This window comes from Microbacterium luticellae, assembly GCF_050408645.1.
Taxonomy (GTDB): Bacteria; Actinomycetota; Actinomycetes; order Actinomycetales; family Microbacteriaceae; genus Microbacterium.
In genome coordinates, this window is record NZ_JBNTKE010000001.1 from 192172 (window position 1) to 207423 (window position 15252).

A 15252-nucleotide genomic window follows, 5' to 3' on the forward strand; every position below is an offset into this window, starting at 1 on the left:
CTTTTTGGGGTCATTCCCGTTTCTAGTTTCTAGATTGGTTACCTTCGTTGTCTGAGAATCTGTCTGCCACAGCCCTGCCCAGCGATGACGCACGCTCGTTCTCTGCGTTACAGGCCAAATGGCAAAGGTACTGGGCAGACAACAATACGTTCGAAGCCGATGCCGACGACACCGAGCGTCCGCACAAATATGTACTCGCGATGTTCCCGTACCCTTCGGGCGACCTGCACATGGGGCACGCCGAGAACTATCTCTACTCCGACATCGTTGCGCGGTACTGGCGTCACCGGGGCTACAACGTGCTGCATCCGATCGGATGGGACTCCTTTGGTCTGCCCGCAGAAAACGCCGCCATTCGCCGCGGGGCCGACCCGCGCGAATGGACCTACGAAAATATTGATCAGCAGAAGGCAGGCTTCCGCTCCTACGGGGTGTCTTTTGACTGGAGTCGTGTCTTGCACACGTCAGACCCCGAGTATTACCGGTGGAATCAGTGGCTGTTCTTGAAGCTTTACGAACGCGGCCTGGCCTACCGCAAAGAAAGCCCCGTCAACTGGTGCCCGAACGACCAAACGGTGCTGGCTAATGAGCAGGTCGTGGACGGCCGCTGTGAACGATGCGGCGCAGAAGTCGTTAAGAAAAAACTGACGCAGTGGTACTTCCGCATCACAGAATATGCCGATCGGCTGCTCGACGACTTGGACCAGCTTGAAGGACACTGGCCCCAAAAAGTCTTGCAGATGCAGCGCAACTGGATCGGGCGCTCGACCGGTGCAGATATCGACTTTGCTATTGAAGGCCGCGAGGGAGTGGTCACGGTCTTCAGCACCCGCCCCGACACCCTGGCCGGTGCAACGTTCTTTGTCGTTGCACCCGACTCCGACATTGCCGCAGAACTCGCGGCCGGTTCAACTCCCGAGGTGCAGGCAGAGTTTGCCGCGTACCTGACAAAAGTGCAGAAGCAGACCGAAATTGAGCGTCAGTCCACCGACCGACCCAAGACAGGTGTATTCCTTGATCGGTATGCGGTCAACCCGCTCAACGGTGAGCGTCTACCCATCTGGGCCGCCGACTACGTTCTTGCCGACTACGGTCACGGCGCAGTCATGGCTGTTCCTGCCCACGACCAGCGCGACCTCGACTTCGCGCGGGCCTTCGACCTTCCTGTGCGTCTGGTTGTTGACACTACCGTCACGGGTGGTTCGAATGAGGGCGAAGACATCGCTGCGCTGCATCCGGAACACACGGGGCAGGCACTGACCGGCGACGGAATCATGGTCAACTCGGCCGAGCTCGACGGACTCGGTCGTGCCGAAGCTATCGCACAGGCGACGGCCACTCTGCAGGAACGTGGAACAGGCCGCCAAGCAAAGAATTACCGTCTGCGCGACTGGCTCATTTCTCGCCAGAGGTTCTGGGGAACGCCTATTCCCATGGTGCACACTGCCGAGGGCGACGTCGTGCCGGTTGCTGACTCCGAGTTGCCTGTCACACTGCCCAGCATCGACGGGCTCGATCTGACACCCAAGGGAACCTCACCCCTGGGTGCTGCAGAATCGTGGGTCACAACGACCGATCCCACCACGGGTGCGCCAGCGCGGCGCGACCCCGATACCATGGACACCTTCGTCGACAGTTCGTGGTACTTCTTGCGCTTCCTGTCGTCAACAAGCGATACGGTCGCATTCGACCCCGAAGCGGCGGCGCAGTGGGCACCGGTCGACTTTTATATTGGTGGTGTCGAACACGCCATCTTGCACCTGCTGTATGCGCGGTTTATCACCAAGGTCTTTCACGATATGGGACTCGTATCGTTTAACGAACCGTTCTCGAGCCTCATCAATCAGGGCATGGTGATTCTTGACGGCGCAAAAATGTCGAAGAGCAAGGGAAACCTGGTGCTCTTTCACGAAGAACTCGAGCGTTTTGGCGCCGACGCACTGCGCGTAGCCCTCGCTTTTGCGGGCCCCGTCGAAGACGACAAAGACTGGGCTGATGTCTCGACAACAGGTGCTCAAAAATTCTTGGCACGGGCATTGCGCGTAGCAACAGAGGTCACGAGTCCCGTGGGCACACCGGCAGATGGTGGCTTTGCTGCTCTTCGCCATGACACCCACCGTCTGTTGGCCGAGGCTCCGGAGCTTGTCGAGCAAACAAAGTTCAACGTGCTCGTGGCTCGCCTCATGGAGCTGGTCAATCACACTCGCAAAGCAATTGACGGCGAGGCAGGACCGGGTGACCCGGCCGTGCGTGAAGCCGTTGAAGTGCTCACCATGATGCTCGACCTGGTCGCTCCCCACACGGCAGAAGAAATGTGGGAAATTCTCGGCCACGAGCCATCGGTAGGGCTGGTGGAGTGGCCCGCCGCCGATCAGACACTCGCGGCTGACACGACCGTCACGACCGCTATTCAGGTGAACGGTAAGGTGCGCGCGACGATCGATGTTCCCGCCGGTATCAGCGAATCAGAGCTTGAGTCTCGCGCGCGGGCTGATGAACGGATACAGAAAGCGCTCGACGGTAAAGAGATTGTGCGAGTTATCGTTCGTGCACCAAAGATCGTGAACTTCGCGGTGAAAGGCTAAGTAGAAAAGCCGTTTCCTCCCCGAAACGGCTCCTGAGCAACCCCCACACGAACGCTGGGGATGACACGAGAATCATCCGAGGCCCACTTTAGCGTGGGTGTGTGACGCACGCTCCCTCGGATCCTCCCTCCACTGACTCGCTCAGAGCTCGTTTGAGAATGAGCCTCGGGGCAGCGATCATCGTTGGGCTTGTCACCGTCTCGATAGCAGTAGGAATCGCGTTACTGCGCTCACCCGGTGTGCAAACAGTGCTCGACGACGACGGTGGCGCGACACCGGGGGAGCACGTCGAACCCCTGCATCCGGATGCAACAGCCGGCAGCGACAACGCAGTGATTGCGAGCGCAGAGAGCGACATTTTTGTTCATGTGCTCGGCGCCGTGCACGCTCCGGGGCTGTATCGGCTCAGCGAAGGAACGAGGGTGGCCGATGCACTCTTGGCCGCTGGCGGAACCACCGCTCATGCCGAGCTGCGCAGCGTCAACCTTGCGCGCGCCGTGGTCGACGGAGAACAGATTGTTGTTGCCGAGGTCGGCGAAAACGATGGCGATATCGGCGTGCACAGTGGCACGACGGGCACTGCGTCTTCGGGGTTGATCAACCTGAACACGGCCGACGCCGCAACACTCGAACAGCTGCCGCGCATTGGCCCGGCCCTCGCCCAACGCATCATTGAATGGCGCGAGAGTAACGGTGGTTTTCGCTCGGTTGACGACCTCATGGCCGTGTCGGGCATTGGCGAAAAGCTGCTTGCGGGCGTGCGCGACAAAGTGACGGTGTGACCGTGACAGAACCCGAACGCGCGGCTCTCTGGCAAAAATATGACTTGCGGATGCTGCCCATAGCGATCATGGCATGGGTGTCAGCCCTGGCCTGCACACAGTGGCCTGCGCTGTCGCGCACACTGCTGATCGCAGCCGGTCTTATTCTTCTTGTATTGATCGCGGTGACACTGCTGCATGCTCCGTGGCAGAAGGGACTTATTGGGCTCGCGGTGCTGACGGTCACGGTTGCGCTGGCACCGGCGGCTGTTGTGGCCGCAGCTGAACCATCCCGAAGCCACGCCGCGACCGAGACCGCTGGGCATGTGGTCGAGGTGACAGCGCGCATAACGTCGGCGCCAAAAATTGGTGCCGACGAACGCTTATGGGTCGATGCCGTCACCGAAGCACCGGCGGCGAACGAAAACACGCTTGCCCATAACGTGCCGATACGCGTGGGCATTACTGCCGATGGCGAGCAGGCGCGCGAGGTGGTTCCAGGAGCACGCGTGACATTTACCGCGCAAGCCCGCACGGCAGACCCCGGCGAACGCGCTGTGCTGGTATTTTTTACCCGTGATCCGGTAACGATAGAAGCACCGCGTCATCCTATATTTGCTTTTGCTGCCCATGTTCGCGAGACCTTCGTTGAGCGCTCTTTGCGGTTGCCCCGCCCCGGTGCCTCGTTGCTGCCCGGTCTTGCTGTCGGAGACACCCGTGCCGTCAGCCCGCAACTGAACGACGCAATGATCGCCAGCGGGCTCAGTCACCTCACGGCTGTTTCGGGCAGTAACTGTGCGCTAGTGACCGCCGCAATGTTCGGTCTCGTGGCACTGGTGGGCGGTGGCCGGATGCTGCGCATCCTGGTTGCTCTGCTGGCGCTGTTTGCGTTCGTTGTTCTTGTTACTTTCGAACCCAGTGTGGTGCGCGCAGCCACGATGGCCACCCTGGCCATGCTCACTCTGCTGGTGGGACGGCCCTCGGCAGGGGTGCCCATGCTGCTGCTTGCTGTGGCCGGGCTTCTCATTGTTGATCCCTGGATTGCGTGGTCTGCCGGGTTTGCGCTCTCCGTGGCTGCCACGGCCGCGCTCATTGTGCTGGCGCCCCCGCTCGCTCGGGGCCTGGAGCGCATCATGCCGCGACCCCTGGCCATCGCTATCGCCGTGCCACTATCGGCAGAGCTGGCGTGCAGCCCCATCATTGCGCTGTTTTCCTCTCAGCAGTCGTTTGTCAGTGTTATTGCCAACCTGATCGCCGATCTTGCTGCTCCACCCGCCACGGTGCTCGGGCTTTTAGCGTGTCTGGCAGCCCCTGTCCCGTTGTTGGCCGACCTTCTTGCCGCTTCGGCCTGGCTCCCAGCATCGTGGATAGCTATGACCGCCACGGTGACAGCGTCACTGCCAGGCAGCACGATAACAGTGGTGCCAGGCCCCGTGACAGCGCTGGTTGTGGCAGGCGTATCGACAGCGCTAGGTCGCCTCGTGGCCGGCACCAGCAAAAGTTCTCGACGAACACGCCTTGCGGGGCTGTTTGCGGTGATAGTTGTCAGCATTGCGGGCGGCGGGCTCATTGCCGCGTTGCTGGTGCATGGTCCACTGGCGGCGCGCGATCGACCCGATCAGTGGTCTATTGCTCAGTGCGATGTGGGGCAGGGTGATGCCGTGCTGGTGCGTAGCGGCGAACAGATTGCACTTATTGATACGGGTCCCGACGCACAGGCGCTCGAACGATGCCTCGGCACCCTCGACGTGCACCATATTGACCTGCTCGTCCTCACCCATTTCGATCTTGACCATGTAGCCGGAACCTCGGCTGTGGAGGGCAGAGTGGCCAGCGTTATTCACGGCCCCATCAGTGACCCCGATGAACAACGCATGCTTGATCGTCTTCAGGCCTCCGGTGCTGTGATCAAACAGGTCAGTATCGGCGACCGCGGCACACTAGGCTCTGCCCGCTGGCGCATACTCTGGCCACGGCTCGATGACCGAGTTTTTGCAGCGGGTAACGACGCAAGCGTTGTCATTGAGTTTGTCGACAACGCTGGGCCGTCGCTTGTGGCGCTCGGTGATCTGGCAGCTACACCGCAGCGCTTTTTAGCGGCATCCGGAGTATTACAGCCTCCCTACGATGTTGTTAAGGTTGCCCATCACGGTAGCGCCGACCAAGATCCGGGCCTATATGCGGTGCTGCGTGGCCGCATCAGTCTGATCGGTGTAGGGGACGGCAACCGTTATGGGCACCCGCGGCCCGATACACTCCGGATGCTGCAGGGCCTCGCCACCCACACTGTCCGCAGCGACCGCGCAGGCCTAGCACTGGTCAGCCGCGACGAAACCACGGTCACCCTATGGCAGGAGCGCGCCGACGATGTCACATCAGGCCAGTAGGCTAAAGATTATGGCTGCAGCACGATCATCCCGTTCGACCGGCACCCGCGGCCGCGGTAAAACGGCCAGCGTTATTGCCCAGGTTTCGTGGCGCGAACCACGCCCGGCCCCGATCGTGCTGGTTTCCGGACCAGAAGAGGTGTGTGCGGAACGCGCACAGGCGGGCATCCGTAACTATTTGCGCGCCGAAGATCCCGCCCTCGAGGTGCATGACATCCGTGCTGATGACTATGAGTCGGGTTTGCTTCTGGCTCTCACAGCACCGTCACTGTTTGCGGAGCCGCGCCTGGTGCGAATATCGGGTGTTGAGCGCTGTAACGACGCGTTTTTGAAAGAGGCTCTCGCCTATATTGAGCAGCCGCAAGAAGGAGCAACCGTACTCCTGCGCCACACTGGCTCGAGCGTGCGCGGAAAAAAGCTGCTCGACGCTATTCGTCAGGGCACCGGAGGTGGCATCGAGATCGCCTGCCCCGCTATTAAACGAGACAGTGAAAAGCACGACTTTGCTATGGGCGAGTTTCGTGCTGCGGGGCGCCGAATTGCCCCCACGGCCCTGCGCACACTGGTCTCAGCGTTTGCTGACGATGTGACAGAGCTCGCAGCTGCATGCCAACAGCTGATCGCCGATGTCGAGACGGACATCACCGACGAGATCGTTGAACGCTACTACGGCGGGCGCGTTGAGGTTTCGTCTTTTGTGGTGGCCGACACCGCTATTGCCGGAAAACACGGCGAGGCACTCGTCGCTCTACGGCATGCTCTGGCCTCCGGAGCGGATCCGGTACCGATCGTTGCGGCGTTTGCCATGAAACTACGCGGCATGGCGCGTGTTGCCGGTGCCCGAGAATCTAACTCTGCCCTGGCTACACGGCTCGGCATGAAAGAGTGGCAGGTAGATCGCGCCAAACGCGACCTCACAGGCTGGAACGAATACTCGCTGGGGCTTGCCATCCAGGCTGCAGCCCGCGCAGACGCCGAAGTAAAGGGTGCTTCGCGCGACCCGGTTTTTGCCGTCGAGAAGCTCGTCACTGTCGTCGCTACCCGACAGCCATTCGGCGGGTAGCCGCGTCGCTCATGGCAGCATCCGGAACACCACTCACTGAGCCCATGCGGCAGGCTTCTGCTCGCGCGTGGATCATGCTTGTCGTCAGTGTGATCGCGCAGGCAAGCGCAACAATGTTCGTCAGCGCCCCCGCGTTTCTCATTCCCCACCTGCATGAGCAGCAGGGGATCAGTTTGGCCGCCGGCGGGATGGTGGCCTCAGCTCCGACGCTCGGCCTGGTGCTCACGCTCGTTGTATGGGGGAGTATCGCCGACCGGTATGGCGAGCGCGTAGTGATTGCCGTGGGGCTTGCGCTCACCGCTATCGCCGCGTGGGGTGCCTCGACGACGACCGAACTGTGGCCGTTGGCGGTTTGGTTTTTTGTTGGCGGGGCTGTGTCGGCCAGCGTCAATGCGGCCAGTGGCAGGGTGGTTATTGGCTGGTTTCCGCGGCATCGTCGAGGTTTAGCGATGGGGATTCGTCAAATGTCGCCGCCGCTCGGTATATCGGGCGCAGCTCTTCTTATTCCGCCGCTTCTCGAGCACCACGGCATTGGTATGGCGCTGGCCGTGACGGCCGTGCTGAATGCGGTTTTCGCTGTGCTGTGTGCCGTCATTATTAAGAATCCACCCGCACCGCGAACAGAAAACACGGCGCAGGGTGAGGCTGCTGCACGTACGGTCACCAACCCCTACCGTGTCAACAGTTTTCTGTGGCGCATTCATGCCGTGTCTATTCTGCTGGTGATTCCGCAGTTCGCGCTCTCGATCTTTGGGATCGTGTGGCTTGTCACCGACCTGCAGTGGAACCCCACCGCTGCCGGGCTTCTCATTACTGTGGCGCAGTTTACGGGTGCGGTCAGTCGTATGGTGATCGGGGCGATCAGTGACCGCGTCGGTACGCGCGTTGGCGTCATTCGAATAATCGCGTTTGCCGGATGCCTCACAATGCTCGCCGTCGCCGCTGCAGGCCTGCTGCGTATCGACGCCATTGTCGTCGTTGTCTTTATCGCGGCCACAGTCGTGAGCGTGGCCGATAACGGCGTGGCCTTTATTGCGGTAGCCGAGGCGGCAGGGCACTGGTGGGCAGGTCGTGCACTGGGTGTTCAGAACACCGGACAATTTCTTCTCGCCACCGTTGTGGGGCCGGGTTTTGGTGCGCTTATCGCTACTGTTGGCACGCCATGGGCTTTTGCTGCGCTCACACTCGCACCGGCCGCTGCCATACCGTTGATACCGCGCGAAGACCACTCTGTGCTCGCCGACCAGCCCGATAATTGACGCCGCAGCAGGCTCTGTTGCGGGCTGTGCGTTCTCTGCCGCAAGCTACGCGTTCTACCGCCGCGGGCTGTGCGTGCTGTTCACGTTGCGCGGTGCGCTTTCTCTCCGCGACCGGACGAGACACGCCGTTACGCGTGCGTGTACAACGGCATGTTGTGTCCGGTCACGAGGAAAACTGGCCGGAGTGGAGCGCGCACAGAAAAACGAGGGCCCGTCACAGAAATATTCTGTGACGGACCCTCGTGAGAAAGAGCTTTACAGCGAAGCAACCTGCTTGGCGATAGCCGACTTGCGGTTAGCCGCCTGGTTGCGGTGAATGACACCCTTGCTGACGGCCTTGTCGATTTTGCGCGTTGCTACCTTCAGGGCCGACTCGGCAGCTGCCTTGTCGCCACCGGCAACTGCTTGACGAGTCTGACGGATAACCGTCTTCAACTCTGTTTTGACAGCGCGGTTACGCTCGCGAGCCTTTTCGTTGGTCTTGTTGCGCTTGATCTGCGACTTAATGTTTGCCACGTGTGGTCTAACTTTCGTTCCGAGGTACGGGTTGTTTGTGTCGCAGGCAAGAGAGGGGTACCGATGCGACGGACGTGAGGGTTACTCCCACACGCAAGCCAATAAACGATCATACCAGGAAAGTTATCGGCTGCGTGCGGGAGACACTCTTACTCTCGGTGCATCTTGCGGCGGTACAGCACGTAGAGCACGGCACCGACAACCAAGAGTCCGCCACCGATCAGCAGAGGAACGGTGGGGTCAGCACCTGTTGTGGGTAGACCCGTGTCGGGGTCACCGGGTGTAGCCGAGGGGACAGGGGTAGGTTCGGCTGTTTCTGTCGGTGTCGGCTCTGGTGTGGGCTCGCTGGTCGGAGTGGGGTCTGGAGTCACCGTCGGTGTTGGGGTGGGCTCAGGTGTTTCCGTCGGAGTGGGCTCCGGCGTCGGTTCTACCTCGTTGACAATGACGGTGACCGGTGCAGTATCAATGGCGGGAATAACCGTTGCTCCTTCACCAACACCGCTGACGCTGTTGGTGAAAGTTCCGGCCGTTGCGGGCACCGTTACCTCAAAGTGCAGCGTGATCGTTCCGGCTTCTCCATTAACCGCAGCGGGAACCTCAAAGGGTCCTGCCCACGTGATATCGCTGCCCGATACAGTCGGGTCAGCTGTGGTTACGCCTGTTGTGCTGCCGTCGATGTATGTGAAGCCCGAGGGCAGTGTGTCGGTCAGGGAGTTCAGAGTTACCGGTACAGCACCCCCGTTGGTGGCGGTGATCGTGTATCCGGTGGTTCCGGTTTCACCGGTGTCGATGGTGAGTTCATCATCGTCAGCGGTTTTCGTCAGCTGCACGGGGGTAACACCGATGGGCGAGAAAGACGTCAGGCTCGAGGCTCCCGCCGGTGCACCGGATGCTGCGAGCGTTAGCGCCCAGCTGATAGCGATAGCGTTATCGTGCTCGTCGCCATCACAGTTGCATTCATCAGGTAGCGGCTGTTTCGAACCGATGGCCGCCCACATGCTGGAATAGTGCCCCTCGAAGTAGTTGCTACCCGCTGTGAGCGGGTAGAACAGTTCGATACGGTTAGGGTCGGCACCGTCGGATGAGGCTTGGCAGACGGGAACGAAACCGAGGTCGACACGTCCGAGACCGTAATCATTGTCTTGCAGATAGCAGTCGCCGCCACGGTACAAGACGACGTCGTGGTCAGAGCCAGCTGTGCTGACCAGTTGGATGTCGGTACGGTACGACTCCTCGCCGACAACATACGAGTCTGTCTGCGTCAGTTCAATACCGGTATCACCGAGTGCCACGCGAGTTGTCGTAGTAAGCGGGTCGGCTGCTGTTCCCGCGCCAGAAACGGATGATTGGTTGAGCGGGGTGAATGCGGAGTATCCACTGGCGAGGGTTGCACCTGATCCGGCAGGAACATAGCGCGGGCCAAACAGTTCGTCTCCGACTGCAACAAAGGTGCCGCAGGCGGTGCCATTGAACCACTCCGGCTCGGTATCTTGCGCATGGCGCACATCGCAGTTGAGGTCATCAGAAATAGTGATTGTTGTGAGCGGGCCTTCGCTCACAATCGAGGTGTCGGCGCTTGCGGTTGCAGCACCAGAAATAGAAATGGCGCCAAGCAGGGCGGCTGTTCCCGTAAAGGAAGCGAGATGCTTTAGTCGGGCTCGCCACGATCGATGCGATGTGTTGGTAGTCATAGTGGTTGTGTCCCCAAGTCACTTGATGGTTGCAGTCGACAGGCAGAGTGTAGCGATTTTATGGCGCTAGCGACAGAGTACGCACCACAATTTGGGGACAACTACGGCGTTTTAAGGAAAAGAGGGGGTCGGATGCAACGCATCCGACCCCCTCAGTGGTTGTAGAAGACTTACTTCTCCCAGCCGACGTTCTCTACGGGGTGAACCGCAAAGAGGTCAAGACCCACGTAGGGCTCAGGCGTCAGGTTGGCAAGGCCTTCCTTAACGGTCGAGATCGACGGGCCGTTGTAGAGAGGCATGATGCCCCACGTCTCGGCGAAGATCTCGGCTTCCATTTCCATGGCCTTCTTGGTCTGCTCTTCTGGGTCGGTGATCGACTCGAGCTCCGAGTGGATGCGCTCATCGATCTCCGGCGTGCTCGTGCCCGAAAGGTTCAGGCCACTGTCGGAGCAGTACAGCTGGCAGAACCAGGCTGCACCGAAGGGGTCAGACGACGTGAAGCGCAAAGACATGATGTCCCAGTTCTTCGTCGTGTAGTCGGTCGAGAAGTCGGCGGGTGCGCGCTTGTCGATCTTCACGTCGAAGCCGGTAGCCTTCAGCTGCTGCTGCAGAGCCTTGGCCAGGGCTTCGGTTGTGGGGTCGTCGCCAAAGATGGGGTAGACCACCTCGAGGCGAACGCCGTCTTTCTCGCGAATGCCGTCGTCACCGGGCTCCCAGCCGGCACCGTCGAGTAGTTCGTTTGCTGCATCAGCGTCGTAGTCGCCACCGGCTTCTGACCATGCGTTGACATAGTGCGGCTGGAAGGAATACAGCGTGAACGAGCCAGCGGGCTCTTCATCGTAGTCGAGTCCGTTCCAGGCAATCTGCTTCTGCTGTTCAACGTCGATCGACTTGAAGAACGCCTGACGAACATCGAGGTCTGCGAACTGCGGCTTCTCGGCATCCACCTGAATCAGGGTGTTGGCTGTCTGCTGCGCACGGTAGGTGACAACACCTTCCATGTCGGCAACCTGTGCCAGACGGTCCTTGGTGCCGGTACCGACCATGTCGATTTCGCCGTTCTTGAAGGCGTTAATCGAAGCCGAGGCATCGAGGCCTGTGAACGTAACCTTGTCGAGCAGTGGCTTGTTGCCCCACCAGTTTTCGTTGGGCTCGAACGTTGCGCTCTGTCCCTTCACGTCGTAATCGGTGATCTTGTACGGGCCAGCACCCCATTCGTTGTGCGGGTCTTCAATGAACGCCTCGTTGAAAAGCTCAGGCGTGTTCACATCGGGGTGCACGAGGCTCGTGAAGAGCATCTGCGGCCAGGCGAATTCGCCCTTGAACGTGACAACAACGTCTTTATCGGTGTCGCCCTTGGCAACCGACTCGATTTCTTTCCAGCCGTCTGTTGCGTTCGGGTTGTACTCGTCGTTGCTGCGGTTTGACTGCCATGTGGCTTCGAACGCTGTCCAGTCAATAGGCGTGCCGTCGTTCCACGTTGCCTTTTCGTTGACCGTGAAGTTGATGACGGTTTTGCCGTCTTCCACTCCGTAGCTCCAGTCATCAAGGTAGGCGTCGTTCTTGTACGGTGTGCCATCTTCTTCCATGAGCAGAACCTGCGGCATGTACCACGCGGCCAGGCGCGCTGTGTCTGCCGAGGCGTCGCTGTGGAACTGGTTCATCTGCGGCGTCACCTCGTTAATCCCGAAGTTGACGACACCGCCTTCCTGCAGGTTTTCACGCGGCTGCGGGTTGTAGTCCGCCGCCTTCGTTTCGGTGGCCGAGCCACCGTTGCTGTTGCCACCGTCGGACGAGTTGCCTCCGTCGCCGGTGCCGCACCCTGTAATTGCGAGTGCGAGGGCGCCGCCGAGGGCGACAACGCCCATCAGCTTCTTGGTGCCTTTCATGGTGTGGTGCTCCTTAATCGCCGTGTTCGGCGCTGTCGGGGAATGAGGGCAGAATAACTCTCGATTCTGTGCCCTTTGGTGAATCACTCCGAACCGTTATCGGATTGATCGATGATTCACCGGTAGTGGCAAGCATTGGTGTGCTTGCCCTCTACACCGTGCAGTGTCGGCTCTTCGGTCGTACACAACTTCTGTTTCTCGGGGTCGAGCGTGCGGTACAGCGGGCACCGGCTCACAAAAGAGCAACCCGTGCGGCGCTCGGCGGGGCTCGGCAGGTCACCCTGGAGCACTATGCGTTCCCGGTTTCGCTCAATGTCGGGGTCGGGAATCGGAATAGCCGAGAGAAGCGCCTGAGTGTACGGATGCTGAGGGTTATCGAACACCTCATCAACATCGCCGTACTCGACAAAGGAGCCGAGATACATAACACCCACACGATCGGCAATATGACGCACAACCGAAAGGTCGTGTGCGACAAACAAATACGAAAGGCCGAGTTTGATTTTTAGTTCATCGAGGAGGTTAATAACACCTGCCTGGATCGACACGTCGAGCGCCGAAACAGGTTCGTCGAGCACGACGATCTTCGGGTTCGTGGCGAGGGCTCGAGCGATACCGATGCGCTGACGCTGACCGCCCGAGAATGCACCCGGAAAGCGGTTGGAGTGTGCCGGGTCAAGCCCGACAAGATCCATGAGTTCTTCAACGCGCGCTTCGGCTTCTTCACGAGATGTGCCGATGGCTCGCAGCGGCTCAGCAATAACATCGGTGACCGTCATTCGCGGATCAAGAGCACCCATGGGGTCTTGGAAAACAATCTGAATATTGCGTCGTAGCTCACGTTCAGCGCGACCGCCGCGAATATCCGAGACCGGTGTATTGGCGATGGTAATTTCACCATCAACCTGTTTAACGAGGTCCATGATCTGCAATAGCGTGGTCGTTTTACCGCATCCGGATTCACCCACAATTGCCATCGTTTCGCCCTCGCGAACATCGAACGACACGCCCCGCACAGCCTGCACCTCGCCGACCGTGCGCTTAAGGAAGGCTCCCTTTTGCAGCGGGAAAGTCTTATTCATATTGCGTACTTCGAGCGTTGTGGGTCGCTCGGCGCGCGGAACTTTCTCGAGCGAGTCTTCAGGTAGTTCCGGTGCGGGGTACACCGGAGCCCCGTTGATCATGCCGTCGTCGTCAATTTCTTCGGCCCGGATGCATGCCACACGGTGATCGCTGCCACCACCGGTGTGAATGCTCTCCAGCGCCGGTTCTTTCGCGTGGCACGCGTCGATTGCAATAGGACAGCGCGGCGCGAAAGGACAGGCATCCGGCAAATTAACCAGCAGCGGAGGATTGCCCTTAATGGGAATGAGCGGTTGCTTTTCTACCTTGTCGACGCGCGGTATTGCTCCTAGCAGCCCAATGGAGTACGGCATGCGCGTTTTGTGAAAAAGTTCGCGCACAGGAGCATGCTCAACCGGTTTGCCGGCATACATGACGAGAACGTCGTCGGCTGTTTTTGCGACGACGCCCATATCGTGCGTGATCATGATGACCGCCGCGCCCGTCTCTTTTTGCGCTGTGCCGATGAGATCAAGAATCTGCGCCTGAATTGTGACGTCGAGCGCGGTAGTTGGCTCATCAGCAATGATGAGCTTCGGGTTATTGGCCATAGCGATGGCAATAACAATGCGCTGGCGCATGCCGCCAGAAAACTCGTGCGGAAACGCTTTCATGCGCTTTTCGGGGCTGGGGATACCCACGAGACGCATGAGTTCAATCGCACGAGCAGAAGCCTGTTTGATCGACATTCCGCCGTGAACAGTGAGCGCCTCAACCAGCTGGTCACCAATGGTGAAGACGGGGGTCAGTGAAGTCAGCGGATCTTGGAAGATCATCGCCATACCGTTGCCTCGAATAACTGACATTTGCTTATCGGTCTTGCCGAGGAGCTCTTGTCCGTTAAAGGTGACGGAGCCGCTGATCTTTGCGTTGTCGTCGAGCAGACCCATGATGGCCAGCGACGTTACTGATTTACCCGACCCTGACTCGCCGACTATACCGAGAGTTCGACCAGCTTCGAGGTCAAAAGATACGCCGCGCACCGCGTCGACGCGTCCTGCCTCAGAAGGAAAACTGACCTGTAGGTCACGGACCGAAAGAATGGGGGCACTCATGCTCGTCCTCCCGCCGCCGACGTCGGGTCAAGGGCGTCACGCAGGCCGTCGGCGACGAGGGCCATAGAGACGGTAAGCAGAGTGAGCGCACCGGCAGGGAAATAGAACAACCAGGGGGCGCTCGTGATCGTGTTGGCGCCAGAACCGATCAGTGAACCGAGTGAGACATCCGGAATCTTCACACCAAAACCAATAAATGACAGCCCTGTTTCGGCCATGACAGCGCTGACAACGCCGAAAGCAAAGTTAATTACCAGCAGGGAGCCAATGTTGGGCAGCATATGGCGCATAACGATCGTCATGCCGCGAACACCCATATACCGCGCCGCATGCACGAATTCGCGTTCACGCAGCGACAACGACATGGTCCAAATCACACGAGCAGTAAAAAACCATCCGGTAAAAATCAGCGCCAGCGAGATAACACGCCAGTCGCCACCGGCGCTGTTCGATACCAGGGCAAGAATAAGAAAAGTGGGAACAACCATGAGGAAGTGGATGATGAGCAGTGTTACGCGCTCAAACATGCCACCAAAATAGGCGGCTGCCGTGCCGACCACGGCAGAAATTACCGTCGTGCCGATCGACACCGCGAGGGCAATCATGAGCGAACGCTGCAGGCCGATCACAACCTGCGCATAGTTGTCGTTCCCCGCGCTGCTGGTTCCAAACCAGTGTTCGGCCGATGGCGGTGTTCCTAGATTAAGGAAGTCGAGCTCGATGTGATCGTACTTTGCAAAAAATGGTCCTATTACAGCGAAAAGTACGAGAGCGATGAAGATGAATACGCCAACGACCGCGGGGCGGTTACGCACAAAACGGCGATAGTACAACTGGAAGCCCGACACACGCTTACGGCGAGGAATACGCGTCGCCGTTGTTTCGGGGCCTACGGGAGGCTGAACAGTGGATGCGGTGCTCATA

The 15252-nt window shown here is 59.5% G+C and carries 10 protein-coding genes; 5 read left to right on the forward strand and 5 right to left on the reverse strand.

Going from position 1 to position 15252, the window contains the following annotated elements:
- Positions 1 to 47 precede the first annotated feature (47 nt).
- From leuS to ACQUSW_RS00985, 5 genes are all read left to right on the forward strand, one after another.
- Positions 48 to 2585 (forward strand): leucine--tRNA ligase, encoded by a 2538-nt coding sequence (gene leuS / locus ACQUSW_RS00965; RefSeq protein ID WP_428930422.1) that lies wholly within the window; start codon positions 48 to 50, stop codon positions 2583 to 2585.
- 158 nt (positions 2586 to 2743) lie between these two features.
- A complete protein-coding gene (locus tag ACQUSW_RS00970; RefSeq protein WP_428930423.1) occupies positions 2744 to 3367 on the forward strand; it encodes a ComEA family DNA-binding protein in 624 nt (207 codons plus the stop codon).
- Complete coding sequence (locus ACQUSW_RS00975; RefSeq protein WP_428930424.1) at positions 3364 to 5733, forward strand: ComEC/Rec2 family competence protein; 2370 nt, start codon at positions 3364 to 3366, stop codon at positions 5731 to 5733. Before ACQUSW_RS00970 ends, ACQUSW_RS00975 begins: the two co-directional genes overlap by 4 nt.
- Before the next feature lie 10 nt (positions 5734 to 5743).
- Positions 5744 to 6796: a DNA polymerase III subunit delta gene (gene holA / locus ACQUSW_RS00980; protein ID WP_428930425.1), complete on the forward strand. Its 1053-nt coding sequence runs from the start codon at positions 5744 to 5746 to the stop codon at positions 6794 to 6796.
- A gap of 44 nt (positions 6797 to 6840) precedes the next feature.
- Complete coding sequence (locus tag ACQUSW_RS00985; protein ID WP_428930426.1) at positions 6841 to 8055, forward strand: MFS transporter; 1215 nt, start codon at positions 6841 to 6843, stop codon at positions 8053 to 8055.
- Positions 8056 to 8310: 255 nt separating this feature from the next.
- On the opposite strand, the gene rpsT is transcribed toward ACQUSW_RS00985, so the two are convergent.
- From rpsT to ACQUSW_RS01010, 5 genes are all read right to left on the reverse strand, one after another.
- The gene (gene rpsT / locus ACQUSW_RS00990; protein ID WP_428930427.1) at positions 8311 to 8571 is read right to left on the reverse strand and encodes a 30S ribosomal protein S20; all 261 of its coding nucleotides are present in this window, start codon (positions 8569 to 8571) and stop codon (positions 8311 to 8313) included.
- Between the two features lie 149 nt (positions 8572 to 8720).
- Positions 8721 to 10262, reverse strand: coding sequence for an LPXTG cell wall anchor domain-containing protein (locus ACQUSW_RS00995; RefSeq protein ID WP_428930428.1), 1542 nt, complete (start codon positions 10260 to 10262; stop codon positions 8721 to 8723).
- Between the two features lie 170 nt (positions 10263 to 10432).
- Entirely contained in the window at positions 10433 to 12151 is a 1719-nt protein-coding gene (locus ACQUSW_RS01000; RefSeq protein ID WP_428930429.1) for an ABC transporter family substrate-binding protein, read from the reverse strand.
- Positions 12152 to 12267: 116 nt separating this feature from the next.
- Positions 12268 to 14328, reverse strand: coding sequence for an ABC transporter ATP-binding protein (locus ACQUSW_RS01005; RefSeq protein ID WP_428930430.1), 2061 nt, complete (start codon positions 14326 to 14328; stop codon positions 12268 to 12270).
- A complete protein-coding gene (locus tag ACQUSW_RS01010; RefSeq protein ID WP_428930431.1) occupies positions 14325 to 15251 on the reverse strand; it encodes an ABC transporter permease in 927 nt (308 codons plus the stop codon). The genes ACQUSW_RS01005 and ACQUSW_RS01010 overlap by 4 nt, the downstream gene beginning before the upstream one ends.
- Position 15252 lies beyond the last annotated feature (1 nt).